13 protein-coding genes, 9 tRNA genes and 1 rRNA gene (1 of these 23 running past the window's edge) are annotated in these 13,511 nt (G+C 46.2%); 1 reads left to right on the top strand and 22 read right to left on the bottom strand.

Annotation, left to right across the window (positions count from 1 at the left end):
* Nucleotides 1-292 precede the first annotated feature (292 nt).
* The 11 genes from V1498_RS01010 to sigW all read right to left on the bottom strand — a co-directional run bounded on the left by V1498_RS01010 (nucleotide 293) and on the right by sigW (nucleotide 10,909).
* Nucleotides 293-823, bottom strand: coding sequence for an AAA family ATPase (locus V1498_RS01010; RefSeq protein WP_409296496.1), 531 nt, complete (start codon nucleotides 821-823; stop codon nucleotides 293-295).
* Nucleotides 824-849: 26 nt separating this feature from the next.
* Nucleotides 850-1,731 (bottom strand): DUF4871 domain-containing protein, encoded by an 882-nt coding sequence (locus tag V1498_RS01005; RefSeq protein ID WP_409296495.1) that lies wholly within the window; start codon nucleotides 1,729-1,731, stop codon nucleotides 850-852.
* Between the two features lie 129 nt (nucleotides 1,732-1,860).
* Nucleotides 1,861-2,475 (bottom strand): FMN-binding negative transcriptional regulator, encoded by a 615-nt coding sequence (locus tag V1498_RS01000; protein ID WP_409296494.1) that lies wholly within the window; start codon nucleotides 2,473-2,475, stop codon nucleotides 1,861-1,863.
* A 25-nt stretch (nucleotides 2,476-2,500) separates the two neighbouring features.
* Nucleotides 2,501-3,019, bottom strand: coding sequence for a GNAT family N-acetyltransferase (locus V1498_RS00995; RefSeq protein ID WP_409296493.1), 519 nt, complete (start codon nucleotides 3,017-3,019; stop codon nucleotides 2,501-2,503).
* 25 nt (nucleotides 3,020-3,044) lie between these two features.
* Nucleotides 3,045-3,497 carry a MarR family winged helix-turn-helix transcriptional regulator gene (locus V1498_RS00990; RefSeq protein ID WP_409296492.1) on the bottom strand — a complete coding sequence of 151 codons (453 nt, stop codon included), beginning with the start codon at nucleotides 3,495-3,497 and terminating at the stop codon, nucleotides 3,045-3,047.
* A 203-nt stretch (nucleotides 3,498-3,700) separates the two neighbouring features.
* The gene (glmS, locus tag V1498_RS00985) at nucleotides 3,701-5,503 is read right to left on the bottom strand and encodes a glutamine--fructose-6-phosphate transaminase (isomerizing) (RefSeq protein ID WP_409296491.1); all 1,803 of its coding nucleotides are present in this window, start codon (nucleotides 5,501-5,503) and stop codon (nucleotides 3,701-3,703) included.
* Between the two features lie 465 nt (nucleotides 5,504-5,968).
* Nucleotides 5,969-7,318 carry a phosphoglucosamine mutase gene (gene glmM / locus V1498_RS00980; RefSeq protein ID WP_409296490.1) on the bottom strand — a complete coding sequence of 450 codons (1,350 nt, stop codon included), beginning with the start codon at nucleotides 7,316-7,318 and terminating at the stop codon, nucleotides 5,969-5,971.
* Between the two features lie 38 nt (nucleotides 7,319-7,356).
* On the bottom strand, nucleotides 7,357-8,661 hold the full coding sequence (locus V1498_RS00975; RefSeq protein WP_409296489.1) for a YbbR-like domain-containing protein: 1,305 nt from the start codon (nucleotides 8,659-8,661) through the stop codon (nucleotides 7,357-7,359).
* Entirely contained in the window at nucleotides 8,654-9,478 is an 825-nt protein-coding gene (gene cdaA / locus V1498_RS00970) for a diadenylate cyclase CdaA (protein ID WP_409296488.1), read from the bottom strand. Before cdaA ends, V1498_RS00975 begins: the two co-directional genes overlap by 8 nt.
* 230 nt (nucleotides 9,479-9,708) lie before the next feature.
* Nucleotides 9,709-10,332 carry a zf-HC2 domain-containing protein gene (locus tag V1498_RS00965; protein ID WP_409296487.1) on the bottom strand — a complete coding sequence of 208 codons (624 nt, stop codon included), beginning with the start codon at nucleotides 10,330-10,332 and terminating at the stop codon, nucleotides 9,709-9,711.
* A 13-nt stretch (nucleotides 10,333-10,345) separates the two neighbouring features.
* The gene (gene sigW / locus V1498_RS00960; RefSeq protein WP_409296486.1) at nucleotides 10,346-10,909 is read right to left on the bottom strand and encodes an RNA polymerase sigma factor SigW; all 564 of its coding nucleotides are present in this window, start codon (nucleotides 10,907-10,909) and stop codon (nucleotides 10,346-10,348) included.
* 172 nt (nucleotides 10,910-11,081) lie between these two features.
* Between sigW and V1498_RS00955 the strand changes: the two genes are divergently transcribed.
* The gene (locus V1498_RS00955) at nucleotides 11,082-11,246 is read left to right on the top strand and encodes a Spo0E family sporulation regulatory protein-aspartic acid phosphatase (RefSeq protein ID WP_409291015.1); all 165 of its coding nucleotides are present in this window, start codon (nucleotides 11,082-11,084) and stop codon (nucleotides 11,244-11,246) included.
* 25 nt (nucleotides 11,247-11,271) lie between these two features.
* Here V1498_RS00955 and rocF read toward each other — a convergent pair whose 3' ends face one another.
* The 11 genes from rocF to rrf all read right to left on the bottom strand — a co-directional run.
* On the bottom strand, nucleotides 11,272-12,168 hold the full coding sequence (rocF, locus tag V1498_RS00950; RefSeq protein WP_409296485.1) for an arginase: 897 nt from the start codon (nucleotides 12,166-12,168) through the stop codon (nucleotides 11,272-11,274).
* A 386-nt stretch (nucleotides 12,169-12,554) separates the two neighbouring features.
* A tRNA-Ala gene (locus V1498_RS00945) sits at nucleotides 12,555-12,630 on the bottom strand.
* Between the two features lie 16 nt (nucleotides 12,631-12,646).
* Nucleotides 12,647-12,721, bottom strand: a tRNA-Gly gene (locus V1498_RS00940).
* A gap of 12 nt (nucleotides 12,722-12,733) precedes the next feature.
* Nucleotides 12,734-12,806: transfer RNA gene (locus V1498_RS00935), tRNA-Lys, on the bottom strand.
* A gap of 3 nt (nucleotides 12,807-12,809) precedes the next feature.
* Nucleotides 12,810-12,884: transfer RNA gene (locus V1498_RS00930), tRNA-Gln, on the bottom strand.
* A 127-nt stretch (nucleotides 12,885-13,011) separates the two neighbouring features.
* Nucleotides 13,012-13,096 (bottom strand) — tRNA-Tyr (locus tag V1498_RS00925).
* Between the two features lie 10 nt (nucleotides 13,097-13,106).
* A tRNA-Val gene (locus V1498_RS00920) sits at nucleotides 13,107-13,182 on the bottom strand.
* 10 nt (nucleotides 13,183-13,192) lie between these two features.
* A tRNA-Glu gene (locus tag V1498_RS00915) sits at nucleotides 13,193-13,267 on the bottom strand.
* Nucleotides 13,268-13,286: 19 nt separating this feature from the next.
* Nucleotides 13,287-13,359: transfer RNA gene (locus V1498_RS00910), tRNA-Thr, on the bottom strand.
* Between the two features lies 1 nt (nucleotide 13,360).
* A tRNA-Asn gene (locus tag V1498_RS00905) sits at nucleotides 13,361-13,435 on the bottom strand.
* A 34-nt stretch (nucleotides 13,436-13,469) separates the two neighbouring features.
* Nucleotides 13,470-13,511: ribosomal RNA gene (rrf, locus tag V1498_RS00900) — 5S ribosomal RNA — on the bottom strand (it continues 75 nt past the right edge of the window).

Genomic DNA, 13,511 nt, shown 5'->3' with positions numbered 1-13,511 from the left:
AAAATTTGATTTCGGCAAGTAAGCTCCGGGAATCCGCAAGTAAAGTCCTCGGTTTGGCAAGTAACGGTTCCTGGAAGGGGCATTTCGGGATCAGCTGGCACTGCTTTAAGAGATTTTTATCCAAAACAGGGCAGAAACTGTTCAGCATGACCTAAAATTCATTTGAAAAAGTACGATTTTTGATGATTTATTCACTTTTTTAAAATGAACGCTTTCGCATAGCCTGGCCGCGAGACCAAAAAAACTAAAGAAAAGCAGAGAGTGCGCCCTCTCTGCTTTTTCTGCGTGCAGCCTACTGGTCAATGACAAGCTCTCCCTCACCTGCCGGAACCTCAAAGCTATTTATAAAGGAAGTCAGAACTTCCCTGGTGATCGGGAAAGCAGCATTGGCATCAAACCGGCTATTCCTGATCCTTACACGCTCATATAGTACATCCTGCTCCACTTTTAAATAAATGATTTGTGATATTCCCCCGGCATCTTCTACAGCCTGCTTATATCTATTCCTCTCAGACCTTCTCCAAAAACTGGAGTCTACCACAATGTCTCCGCCTGCCTTAATCTGCTTCAGCATCTTCTCGAACAAAATGATATGTGCTTTATCTAAATTGGCCCGATATTCCTCCGCAGGGTAATCTATCCCATAACGGCCAAAATTCACCCAGACTTCTTCATCTATAGAAAAACGTGTAAAGCCCTCCATCTCAAGCTTTTTAGAAAGAGTCGTCTTTCCGGAGCCGGCTGTCCCGCACATCAATACAGCCAGGGGCCTGGACGGATCTTTTTTAGATGAAACGGTCCGGATAGCCTGCGATTCCAGCATCTATGTTCCCCTCCTAAAATCCATACTTACTTTAATTCCACAACAATTTGACCATATAGCTCTTTATCAATATAGGCATTTAAAGCCCACATCCCGCTCGATGGCAGCTTCATGCTTGCTGGAACATCTTTATGGTTGTTGACTGCTGATCCGACAGCCAGCGGATGTGTCCATACTTGTTGATCTGTATCAAAGTTAACGAGGGCCTTGCTTATTTCATTTGTTCCTTTCTTTACAGCCACCACAGTCAATTTTCCAGATGGAATGCCATCCCCGAAGAAGTGCCACATGTATTTATTCTTAATACCCGCTTTCCACGGAGTAGAGAGGATTGCAAGCTTTCCTTCCTCGCCCCTCAGCTCCATTGTCTCAAAGGGAAATACCGGGCTTTCAGTCCATTCAATGTTTTTCATTACCGACATGCTGAAATAGCTGGGTACATCATTCTTAGATTCCGACACGTTTACAATTAGGTCTTCATAATGCTCTCCATCGATATAAACTCCCAGTTTCCACTTGCCGGGGGTATCAAACCAAAGGGCAGAAGGCATTGTTTTTGCCGCTCCTAAATTAGGCTGTGTATAGTTCCCTTTATATGACCAGGTTCTTTCTTTTTGATTTGGGTTCACAAGCAATACCGGTTTCTTTTCACCCGATTTTAACTCAGTTCCGATAATCTTGAATTCCCCTTTTATATTTGAAGGGTCCCCCCAGAAATGCCATATAACTTTATTATAAGAGTCCTGCATCAGCCGAGTGTTTGAAATTCCGATCCTTCCCTTAATTCCCCTCATCTCTTCGCCTTCTATTTGGAAAGTGTTTGTAAGCTGGGTTGCTTCTTTACTGCAGGCTGATGTTCCTAATAAAAGAGCACTAAACAGTAGATTTGCAGCAGCTTTCTTGCTCATAAAGCTCATCACCTTTTTTCTTCAATAGTAGCAGGTATATCCACTTTATTCCAAAAGTTTTTAAGATTAATTCTCTAAGTGCAAAAAAAGACTGACAAAACGCCAGCCCCCGGTAGAACTATAAAAATTTTACTTCCTCCTCTTCTCCATCAAATCCGCCATTTCCTCAGAATTCTTATTGCCTTCCAGTCTCAATTGATCAATAATGTTTTCATAATCCGTTTTATGGCGGTTTTGACTCATTTTATAGGCCGCCTGTATTTCCTCTGTTTTTATTTTAAAGCCGACAATGCCTTTCATTTGGTTTTCCAGGAGGCCGGGAGAGAGGGTTCCCCAAAGGATGGGGTTTTCTCGGTGTTTTTCGTACCTTTCAAGCATGCTGATCAGTTCTTGTTTCAACTCATGGCGATCCATGAGGACTGCTTTTCCATATATATGGACTGCCTGATAGTTCCATGTCGGAACGTTTTCATGATCATACCATGAGGATGAAATATAGGCGTGGGGGCCCTGGAAGATGGCAAGCACCCTTTCGCCCGCCTCCAGTGTTCTCCACTGAGGATTTCCATATGCCAGATGTCCTGTGATATAGCCGTCTTCCCCTTCCATACGGAAACCCAGGGGCAGATGGGTGGCGATGGGATTCCCTTTTTCTGTGGTGACGAGTGTGCCAAAAGAATTGGCTTGAACGAACTCCCTGATTTCACCGGCATCTGTGACCTTGAAATACTTTGGAATATACATAACACCGCTCCATCCCTTTTAAAACTTATAAAAGTGCCTTGGTTAATATGAAGTCTGTCTGCTCTTCATCTCCCATATAAAAAGAGTGGGCGCCGGTTTTGATAAAACCGAGCCTATTGTAGGCAGCGATAGCCTTCTCATTTTTCTCCCATACACCGAGCCAGATATTCTTTTTATTCTGTTCTAGAGCCATTTCCTCCGCTTTATTGATCAGGTATCTTCCAATTCCCTGCCTTTGGAATGGTTGTTTAATATAAATCCTCTCAATTTCCAGTGACTCATCACCCATATCCTCCGTTTGCGCTTCACCCGCATTCACCTTGAGATATCCAGCCAGTTCATCATCCACATAGGCAAAATAAAAGGCAGAAGAACGGTCAGACAGCTCCTTTTCAATCTGTTTTAGATTGAATGATTTCTCTAAGTAGGCTTTCATGTTTTGGGGAGAGTTTTGATGCCCGAATGTATCCTGGAAGGTTTCACAGCTGATTTCTTGAAGGGTGTGTAAGTATTCGAGGGTGCACTTTTTTACTTGTATCGTCATTGTTCTGTTCCGCTCCTTTATCGATTCAGTAACTCCGCTTGTTCCCTTTTTTCACTAAATCCCAGTCTTTTTCTATATTACTTCTGATCTTCTGCATAGAATGAAACAGGTTTTCCATTTCTTCATCCGTGAATCCAGCCAAGGCAATACTGTTGGAATGATCATTTTCTCTTTTTATGAACGGATACACACTCTTCCCTTTCTCTGTTGGAAACAGTTTATTAATCTTTTGATTACTTTCATCCCTTCTTTTTTCAACAAATCCATTGGCTTCAAGTTTCTTTATAGCCCGGGATGCTGTTGTCCGGTCTACCTTAATCAGTTCAGCTAATTTTTCCTGAATGATGCCGGGGTTTTCACAAATCCGCACAAGGTACAAATACTGCCCCTTTGTCAGGTTATATTCTTTGAATTCTATATTGCTTATCGAATCCAGCGCCCTGGCGATCATTCCTATTTCACGGAGGATTTCTTTCATAACACCACTCCTTCACATGGCTTTATTGCTGTTGTTGCGGGAATTAAAGAATAAATTCAGTGTAAAACAGTTTTATTGCATTTGCAACATTATTTTTATTCACAAAAAAAATTCATAAAGAAAAAACGCAGCCGGAATTGGCTGCGTTTTTTAACGATATTATATTGTTAATATCTTAAAATCCGATACCCCTTACCAGCCAATCACTCAACCGTAACAGACTTAGCAAGGTTCCTCGGCTTATCCACGTCACAGTCGCGGTGAAGCGCTGCGAAATAAGAAATAAGCTGAAGCGGTACGACAGAGACAAGAGGTGTTAATAGTTCATGAACACTTGGGATGACAAAGCGGTCTTCCTCCATGTCTAGGCCCTTCATGGAGATGATGCAAGGGTTGGCACCGCGTGCGGCAACTTCTTTGACGTTTCCGCGGATGCTGAGGTTGACGTTCTCCTGGGTTGCAATGGCTACGACCGGTGTTCCTTCTTCAATCAGGGCGATAGTTCCGTGCTTGAGCTCGCCGCCGGCGAAGCCTTCTGCCTGGATGTAGGAGATTTCTTTAAGCTTAAGTGCGCCTTCAAGTCCTACATAGTAATCGATGCCGCGGCCGATGAAGAAGCAGTTGCGTGTGAAGGATAGATACTCGCGTGCGATATAATCCATTTCTTCCTTCGAATCACAAAGAACTTCCATCGCATTGGCTGCAATCCCAAGCTCTTTCACAAGGTTCAGGCCTTCTGCATTTCCGCGTGATTTCGCGATTACATCAGCAAGGATGGACAGCACAGCAATCTGGGCGGTATAAGCCTTAGTCGATGCAACCGCAATCTCTGGTCCTGCATGAAGAAGAAGTGTGTAATCAGCTTCACGGGAAAGGGTGGATCCTGGTACGTTTGTGATGGTCAGCGCCTTGTGGCCAAGCTCCTTCACAGCTACCAGTACGGCGCGGCTGTCTGCCGTCTCACCGCTTTGTGAGATGAAGATGAACAGCGGGTTTTCAGGAAGAAGCGGCATGTTATAGCCAAATTCAGAAGCAACATGCACCTCGACAGGAATTCCTGCCATCCTTTCGATCAGCTGCTTGCCGACAAGTCCAGCATGGTAGCTGGTACCGCAGGCTACGATGTAGATACGGTCTGAGCCTTTGACAGCGTCGACGATATTCTGGTCGATGTGAAGGTTTCCTTCGTCATCCTGATACTTCTGGACGATCTTACGGATAACAAGCGGCTGCTCGTCAATCTCCTTCAGCATGTAATGAGGATATGTCCCTTTTTCGATATCGCTGGCATCCAATTCCGCTGTGTATGGATTGCGTTCGATCACAGTTCCTTCAAGTTTCTTGATGACCGCCTTTTCCTTTGTGACGATAACCATTTCTTTATCCATAAGCTCCACATATTGATCAGTCACCTGAAGCATAGCCATAGCATCGCTTGCCACTACGTTGAAGTCTTTTCCGATTCCGACAAGCAGCGGGCTCTTGTTTTTAGCAACGAAGATGGTTTCATCATTCTGCTCATCAAGAAGCGCCAGTGCATAAGATCCCTTCAGAAGGGTAAGTGTCTTGCGGAAGGCATCCTCCGTGGACTGTCCTTCAGTGACGAATTTCTCGATCAAGTGGACGATAACTTCTGTATCTGTTTCACTCTTAAACGCAGTATCCTGGAGATATTCGCGCTTAAGGATTGAATAGTTTTCAATAACGCCGTTATGGACAAGAGTGAAGCGGCCGGACGTGCTCTGATGGGGATGGGCATTCTCCTGGCTTGGCACACCGTGGGTAGCCCAGCGGGTATGTCCGATTCCTGTGTTCGCCAGTACGTCTTCGTCGACGATGGCCCTGAGATCCGCGATACGGCCTTTTTCCTTGAATACATGGACCCGGGAGCTGTCCCTGACAGCGATGCCAGCTGAGTCGTATCCTCTATATTCAAGCTTCTCCAGTCCTTTTAACAGGATTTCCTTTGCATCCTGGTTTCCAATAAATCCAACAATTCCGCACATATAAATTTTCCTCCTAGAATGGTAAGGAGGCAAGATGACCGGGGGCCAGTCTTGCCCCCTTATCTCTGATTCTTATTATTTTAGCTGTACAGCCCTTTCCCTTTTGTTCAAAGAGTTGCCCCTTTGTTTTGGGAGAAAGATTTTCGGATGTGCACAGGCATCCGGGAGGCATCCGCCGAAAATTTCGATAAACCTCCACCTCGTCAACTAAGCATCTTCGTTCCGCTTAGTCCTGGCGCTTTAGTATTGCTGTTTCGTCCGATCCACCTTTCTGTTTCAATTTGTTTTATAGCGCAATACGAAAAACAAGATAATCATATCTCATCTGAGGTGCTTCAGTCAAACTTTTTTTGGCACTCCGGGTATATACCCTCCAGGCCCCATGCTGAAACGGTGCGCTTACTAATAAAAATATGCATTGGGAGGCATATTGGTGCCTCCCAATGCATAGCATGAAACATTTATTCAGCCCTCTAAGCCCATTTCCTGCTGGACCACTTGAGCGATTCTCTCTACATACGCATTGCACAGCTCCTCGGTAGGCGCTTCTGCCATGACCCGCACAAGAGGCTCAGTGCCTGAAGGGCGGACAAGGATACGGCCGTTTCCGCCCATTTCCGCCTCCACCTGCTGGATGACGTCATGGACTTTTGGATTGCCTGTTACACCGTGCTTGTCAGTAACCCGGATATTGACTAGTTTCTGCGGGAATTTCTTCATATCGGAAGCCAGTTCAGAAAGCGGCTTCTGTGTTACCTTCATGATATTCAGAAGCTGGACTCCAGACAGGAGGCCGTCTCCCGTTGCATTATAATCCAGGAAGATGATATGACCGGATTGCTCACCGCCCAGATTAAAGCCTCCGCGCTTCATTTCTTCCACTACATAACGGTCCCCGACAGCGGTTTGAGCGCTTTGGATCCCATGTTCCTCAAGGCCCTTATAGAAGCCGAGGTTGCTCATGACAGTAGAAACTACTGTTGAGTGCTTCAGGCGGCCCTGTTCGTTCAGGTACTTCGCACAGATGTACATGATCTGGTCTCCATCGATCACTTTCCCATTTTCATCAATGGCAATCAGGCGGTCTCCATCTCCGTCAAAAGCAAGGCCTACGTCCGCTCCTTTTTCCTTTAGGAAGGCAGCGAGCGTTTCCGGGTGGGTCGAGCCTACCCCTTCATTGATATTCAAACCGTCAGGGGAAGATCCGATTGTGGAGATATCTGCTTCCAGATCGGCAAACAGATGAGCAGCAAGAGAAGACGTAGCCCCATGTGCACAATCAAGCGCAACATGGATGCCTGAGAAGTCTTCGTCCACCGTTTGTTTAAGATACTGGATGTATTTCTGGCAGCCTTCAAAATAATCGTTGACGGTTCCGAGATCGGCTCCGACTGGCCTTGGAAGCAGGTCTGATTCCATATCCATCAGGTTCTCAATCTCATTTTCCTGTTCATCTGAAAGCTTGAAGCCGTCCGGTCCAAAGAATTTGATCCCGTTGTCTGCAACCGGATTATGCGAGGCAGAAATCATGACTCCAGCCTGGGCACCCTGAGTCTTGGTTAGGTATGAAACACCAGGAGTGGAAATCACACCTAAGCGCATGACCTCCGCTCCGATGGAGAGAAGCCCTGCTATCAAAGCATTTTCAAGCATTTCCCCGGAGATCCGGGTGTCGCGGCCAATCAGCACTTTAGGACGGCTGGTATCTTTTGTCAATACATACCCTCCGCACCTGCCAAGCTTAAACGCTAATTCTGGAGTCAATTCCGCATTTGCTACACCGCGGACTCCATCTGTGCCAAAATATTTACCCATTTGCATATCGCTCCCTTTTTAAATGTTTGCATCATTTTTTATTCTGCTGCTTCTTTCTTATCAACCTGGACAGCGGCACTAGCTGTGCTGAGTTTGCCTGTCAGTCCTTCCGGCAGTTTAGCCAGGATCGGCGCTTCGCTTCTGCCCTCGGTCAGTTTAGCTGCATCTATAGAAAGCTGTATATTTGAAGGATCCAGTTTATTTATATCATCCGGCGGACCGGTTATGGTCATATCTGCTTTGCCGCCGGCCGGCGTGATGAACGTCAATTCGTATTCATCCGGCAGGCCAGATGCCGCAATATCCAGTCCCCTGAATGTCTTGGAGATATCCTGAACACTTGCCTCTTCATCCTGCTGAGGAATGTCAGGCTTCTTCTCAGTTTCCTTTTCTCTCGTGGCCGAGATGGATACACTCACAGTTGTCTGGGACATTTTCTGAATGCCATCCGGCAGCTGGAGCTTTTGTTCCCTTTTTTCCGATGAATCAATATTTCCTATATCAACTGGAAGCCGTATCTGCCCGATTTTATCCAGTTCAGACTGCTTTCCATACAGAGTGACTTCTTTTGGATTGACTGTAATGGCATCAATCTTCGTGCCATCCTTCTCTTTGCCGGTCTTTACCGCTGTAATCGGGACCGTTTTAGAAGGAATCTTGATCGGCACCCGGACCTCAACTGTATCCGGCACGATGGCCACATCGAGCTTATTTAAGTTTTCATCGAGGGCCATCACCTTGGCAGAATTTTGTACAGACTCATTGGCCCCTTTATCGATTTCAATCGAAGCCCTGACGATAGAGATTCGGCTCATAACATCCTCTGCCCCTGTAATGCGAACCGTCCCGGGGGTTGTGTCCGGAACCCCTGCTATATACCCTTCCTCTAGCAGCGAGGTATTGAAGTAAGGGGAAACCGAATATTCTTTCGTGATTTTTTCCTGCACTGTGACGCTTGCCTGCTGCGGCCTGATTTCAGCCTTAAGCTTATCTGACAGCTCTGATACTTGAATCATCACCTTCTGCTCCCCGATCACTGCATCGGCGAGGTCGATGAATACCTTAAAGTCCCTCTGGTTCTTAGTGGAAAGCACAATGCTTTTTGGCCCTTTCAATACAACATCGACCTTTTCCGGAGCTCCGCTTACAACCAGGTTTTTCCGGTCATAATAGAGTTCCACCGGCACATCCTCGACCGTTTCTGTTTCTTCGCTCGATGGAGTCATGAAGCTTGAGGATCCTTTTTTTGTATCAGGCTGAAAATTGATCGAGATGAACAAAAGAGCAGCTAAAGAGAAAGCAATAATCTTGATAAACCAGGGAGTTTTCATTAAGCTATCCATTTTTTTTTGCCCTCCAATTCCAAAGAGCAGGAGACGCAGCCCTGTTTTTATCAACCAATTCAATCTTCAGCATATCCTTCAGCGAATCCTGATTCAGATTACGGTACAGTTCGCCATTCTTAGTTAAAGAAATGCTTCCTGTCTCCTCAGACACAACGATGGTTACACTGTCTGTCACTTCCGATACCCCTAGGGCCGCCCTGTGCCTCGTCCCAAGCTCCTTCGATATAAAAGGGCTCTCTGAAAGAGGCAGATAACAGGCGGCAGCCGCAACCTGGTTTCCTTGAAGGATGACGGCTCCGTCATGGAGCGGGGTGTTCGGGATGAAGATATTGATCAGAAGCTCTGACGAAATGGCAGAATTCAAAGGAATCCCCGTTTCGATATAATCGCTCATCCCTGTCTCTCTCTCGACTGATATCAGGGCTCCGATCCTTCTCTTGGCCATATAGTTCGTCGCTTTGATAATGGATTCTACAAGCCGATCCTGGCCTTCCTCTTCAACCTGCCCGGTTCCCCTGGAGAAAATTTTCCCGCGGCCGAGCTGTTCGAGCGCCCTGCGCAGCTCAGGCTGGAAAATGATGATGATCGCGAGGAATCCCCAGGTCATCGCCTGTTCCATGAGCCAGCCAAGTGTATTAAGCCCCAGGAAATTGCTCAGGCTCTGGACAATGACGATCACAAAGATCCCTTTCAGGAGCTGGACAGCCTTGGTTCCCCTGATTACCATCAGCAGCTTGTATATCACAAACCAGACAAGCAGTATATCAATGAAATTTATAAAATAATCATAGAAAGTAAAGTGGGATAACGACATGTTACTTTCCTCCAGTCAAGAAATTCGAAAAGATCTCCCTGCTTCTCTCCGAATGGGGTTATGTCTGTATGTAAACCAAAGGCTTTTAGCATCCGCTAAACTGAGATTTAACACAATACTTGAAATTATATCATGAAAGTAAATGTTTTTCTCTTAATAAGCCAGTTTTAGTCAAGCTGCACCCTAGAAAATTATGTAAGAAAAGGCCATCCCTGTTAGGATGGCCCATTTTAGTTGGTACTAGTAGTCAAAGAGTCGGAAACTTTTTCAAATGTGGACTTAATTTGATACCAAAGCCATTCAAACGCCTGATCAATTTCCTTGATATCACCTGTCACACTGCCTGCTGAAGCGAGATACCGGTTGCCGTTGATTACGGTCACATCCCCAAGGACCCTGCCCTCGATCTTTATATCTCCGTTCTTAACAAGGATATCGCCTTTAATGGTCTTTCCTTCAGGGACGATGACTGTATGATTGCTGATGATCAAGTCCTGCTGCCTTGTGACCGAAAAATCACTGGATTGATTCCAGGAAGACATAAAGGCCCCGGAAATTAATACTAAAAACATCGCCGCCGCTGAGATGAGCGGATGACCCATCATCCACGTTTTGACCGACCGCTTTTTCTTTTCAGCCGGCAGGCTTGCCATTACCTTTTGGGTGAAATCAGGGGATATAGATATATTGGAAGGCACCCTCACCAGGGAAACCGCCTTATCCAGTTCGTGAAAATAAAGTCTGCATTCATCACATGCCTGCAGATGCTCTTTTAATATCCGTTCTTTATCCGGATCGATCTCTTCGTCCAGGTAATCATGCATATATTCTATTATTTCTTCTGGACATGCCATAGAAACCACCATCCTATAAATGACGTAATTGAAGCCTTAATGCTTCCCGTCCCCTGTGTATCCTGGTCTTGACCGTGCCCACAGGAAGATCGAGCGCATCGCTGATCTCTTTTAAAGATAGATCTTCCATATACTTTAAAATGATGACAGACCGGTATTTTTCAGGAAGCTTGAGTATTTCCTTCTGTACGGCTTCCTGCATCTCCATACTTTCCGCTTCCTTTTCCGGACTGTCAGCATCAGATGCAAGCTGCGAGTACATATCCAGTCCGTCTGTCCCAGCAATTTCAGCATCCAGATAGTAATCCGGCTTCTTTTTCCTTATTCTATCGATGCAAAGATTGGTAGCAATCCTGTATATCCATGTGGAGAACTTCAGGTTCATGTTAAAGCTTTTCAGGTGGATATAAGCCTTCACAAAGGCCTCCTGTGCCAGATCCTCCGCTTCATGACGGTTGCCGATCATTCTGTAGCACAGGTAAAAGACCTTGTCCTTATATTCCTCGACAATGGTACTGTAGGCATTCTGGTCACCTTTTAATACCTGATTTATTTTCTCTTTGACAAGCACTTCCATAGCTATTAATACCCCCGCTTTCGCGGCTATACGATTACTACGAACCGTAAGCTGAAAGGTTTCATTTATTTTTATATATTTATTTTATCAAATTTTATACATTTACCGGTTTGAAAACTGTAAAATGTGGGAACAACGTATGAAAATGCTAAATGGGAAGGTTGGATAATGTATGTCTATCGAAATTAGGGAGCTAATTAATGACATAGAAGAGTGCCGTGCGAAGATGCTCCATTTAGCCTCAAGAACATCCATGAATGACCGCCACGTAGTAGAGGCTTCCACCCAACTGGATACCCTGATACATAAATATATCATGTTAACAAGAAAACAGTAACCCGGAAGGTTACTGTTTTCCATTTTTATGCCAGCTTTTCTCCGAACAGGGAACCCATAAGGGCGACTGCTACCTTAGCCGTCCGGTTGCGTTCATCAAGGATTGGATTCACCTCAACAAATTCTGCAGAAGTTACGATTTCCGACTCAGCCAGCATCTCCATGGCTAGATGGCTTTCTCGGTAAGAGATCCCCCCCATGACAGGAGTGCCCACTCCAGGTGCATCAATCGGATCGAGACCGTCAAGGTCAAGAGAAAGGTGGACACCATCTGTTTTCTCCCTGAGATATTCAATGGCTTCTTCCATCACTCTCGCCATGCCCATACGGTCGATTTCGTGCATCGTATACACCTTGATGCCCTGCTGCCTGATCAGTTCCTTCTCGCCATCATCCAGGGCCCTTGCCCCGATTACCACGACGTTCTCCGGCTTCAGCTTCGGTCCATAACCATGAAGGTTGGTAAGAATCGGATGCCCAAAGCCGAGACTGGCAGCAAGCGGTGTTCCATGTATATTGCCGGATGGAGAAGTTTCTTCTGTATTTAAGTCACCATGGGCATCGTACCAGATGACTCCAAGATTGTTATAATGCTTCGCTACCCCTGCGAGCGTGCCAATCGCAATGCTGTGGTCCCCGCCAAGCACCAGCGGAAAATCACCGCTCTGGATGATATGATCCACCTTTTCAGCCAGCGCCTCATTGCCCTCAGCCACCAGCTTAAGATTTTTTAGCTTTTCATTTGGATTGTGAAGGCGCTCCGCACGGCCGATGATGATATCCCCTTGATCTTCCACATCAAACTGCAGATGCTCAAGCCTTTCGATTACCCCCGCATAACGGATGGCGCTCGGCCCCATATCCACACCGCGCCTCGTCTGCCCGAGATCCATTGGTACTCCTACAATTGAAATCTTCTTCATTGATCGTTTCCTCCTCAGCCCATTTCTATCTCTCTTCTATTCTATAAGCTGAATGGAAATGACTCAACTCGACAACTTCATGCATAAGTATGCGTTTTCACAAAGAGCAGTTAAGCCGGCATAGGCCCGCCTTTATAAGGCAGCTCAATCCGATTGAACCGGGAAAGTGATTCCGCCATGCCGAGCAGGCTTGTGAATACAGAACGGGTAAATGCGTCTATGGGGGCGAATAAAGATGCTGAACCCCCCTGGCATGCCAGCTGCACCCCCTAAATTCTCCATATGCATCCTTCCACACTTTCTATCCGGCTAGAGGCACAGCACAATAAAAAAACCTTAAACCATCGTGGTTTAAGGTTAAAAAGGTGTATGTAGTAAAAGTTAGATGGTGGAGCCTAGCGGGATCGAACCGCTGACCTCCTGCGTGCAAGGCAGGCGCTCTCCCAGCTGAGCTAAGGCCCCTGGGTATGAAATAGATTGGAGCGGAAGACGGGGTTCGAACCCGCGACCCCAACCTTGGCAAGGTTGTATTCTACCACTGAACTACTTCCGCAACATATAAAAGTGAGCCATGAAGGATTCGAACCTTCGACCCTCTGATTAAAAGTCAGATGCTCTACCGGCTGAGCTAATGGCTCATATGGCTGGGCTAGCTGGATTCGAACCAACGCATGACGGAGTCAAAGTCCGTTGCCTTACCGCTTGGCTATAGCCCATTCATAAAAATAAGGGTTAACTTCTTCACGTGGCTTGTCCGCATGAAATAGTTAACTGCATCGTGACAATATTATATTTCCCTATAAATAAAAAAATATAACAAGTCTTATTAAATTAATGAAAAAATGGTGGAGGGGGACGGATTCGAACCGCCGAACCCTGAGGGAGCGGATTTACAGTCCGCCGCGTTTAGCCACTTCGCTACCCCTCCAATATTTAAATGGTGGAGGATGACGGGATCGAACCGCCGACCCTCTGCTTGTAAGGCAGATGCTCTCCCAGCTGAGCTAATCCTCCAGTATAGAAATGGTGACCCCTACGGGATTCGAACCCGTGTTACCGCCGTGAAAGGGCGGTGTCTTAACCGCTTGACCAAGGGGCCTTATGAAAATTGAAATGTAAGCTCCCAAGCGGGCTCGAACCGCTGACCTCTTCCTTACCATGGAAGTGCTCTACCTGCTGAGCTATGGAAGCATGGCTCCGCAGGTAGGACTCGAACCTACGACCGTTCGGTTAACAGCCGAATGCTCTACCACTGAGCTACTGCGGAATAATATGGTAAACTTCCTTGCTTGATGAATCCTGCCCGGCAGCGTCCTACTCTCACAGGGGGAGAGCCCCCAACT

It is taken from the genome of Paraperibacillus marinus, assembly GCF_046237605.1.
GTDB classification, from domain to species: Bacteria; Bacillota; Bacilli; order Bacillales; family DSM-1321; genus Paraperibacillus; species Paraperibacillus marinus.
Note: the sequence above shows the minus strand (reverse complement) of the source record. Positions and strands in the feature narration are given on the sequence as shown.

What these genes read in the sequence shown, in the direction of transcription:
- V1498_RS01010 (WP_409296496.1), bottom strand. Translation starts at nt 823, where the DNA reads ATGCTGGAATCGCAGGCTATCCGGACCGTTTCATCTAAAAAAGATCCG.
- V1498_RS01005 (WP_409296495.1), bottom strand. Translation starts at nt 1,731, where the DNA reads ATGAGCAAGAAAGCTGCTGCAAATCTACTGTTTAGTGCTCTTTTATTA.
- V1498_RS01000 (WP_409296494.1), bottom strand. Translation starts at nt 2,475, where the DNA reads ATGTATATTCCAAAGTATTTCAAGGTCACAGATGCCGGTGAAATCAGG.
- V1498_RS00995 (WP_409296493.1), bottom strand. Translation starts at nt 3,019, where the DNA reads ATGACGATACAAGTAAAAAAGTGCACCCTCGAATACTTACACACCCTT.
- V1498_RS00990 (WP_409296492.1), bottom strand. Translation starts at nt 3,497, where the DNA reads ATGAAAGAAATCCTCCGTGAAATAGGAATGATCGCCAGGGCGCTGGAT.
- glmS (WP_409296491.1), bottom strand. Translation starts at nt 5,503, where the DNA reads ATGTGCGGAATTGTTGGATTTATTGGAAACCAGGATGCAAAGGAAATC.
- glmM (WP_409296490.1), bottom strand. Translation starts at nt 7,318, where the DNA reads ATGGGTAAATATTTTGGCACAGATGGAGTCCGCGGTGTAGCAAATGCG.
- V1498_RS00975 (WP_409296489.1), bottom strand. Translation starts at nt 8,661, where the DNA reads ATGGATAGCTTAATGAAAACTCCCTGGTTTATCAAGATTATTGCTTTC.
- cdaA (WP_409296488.1), bottom strand. Translation starts at nt 9,478, where the DNA reads ATGTCGTTATCCCACTTTACTTTCTATGATTATTTTATAAATTTCATT.
- V1498_RS00965 (WP_409296487.1), bottom strand. Translation starts at nt 10,332, where the DNA reads ATGGCATGTCCAGAAGAAATAATAGAATATATGCATGATTACCTGGAC.
- sigW (WP_409296486.1), bottom strand. Translation starts at nt 10,909, where the DNA reads ATGGAAGTGCTTGTCAAAGAGAAAATAAATCAGGTATTAAAAGGTGAC.
- V1498_RS00955 (WP_409291015.1), top strand. Translation starts at nt 11,082, where the DNA reads ATGTCTATCGAAATTAGGGAGCTAATTAATGACATAGAAGAGTGCCGT.
- rocF (WP_409296485.1), bottom strand. Translation starts at nt 12,168, where the DNA reads ATGAAGAAGATTTCAATTGTAGGAGTACCAATGGATCTCGGGCAGACG.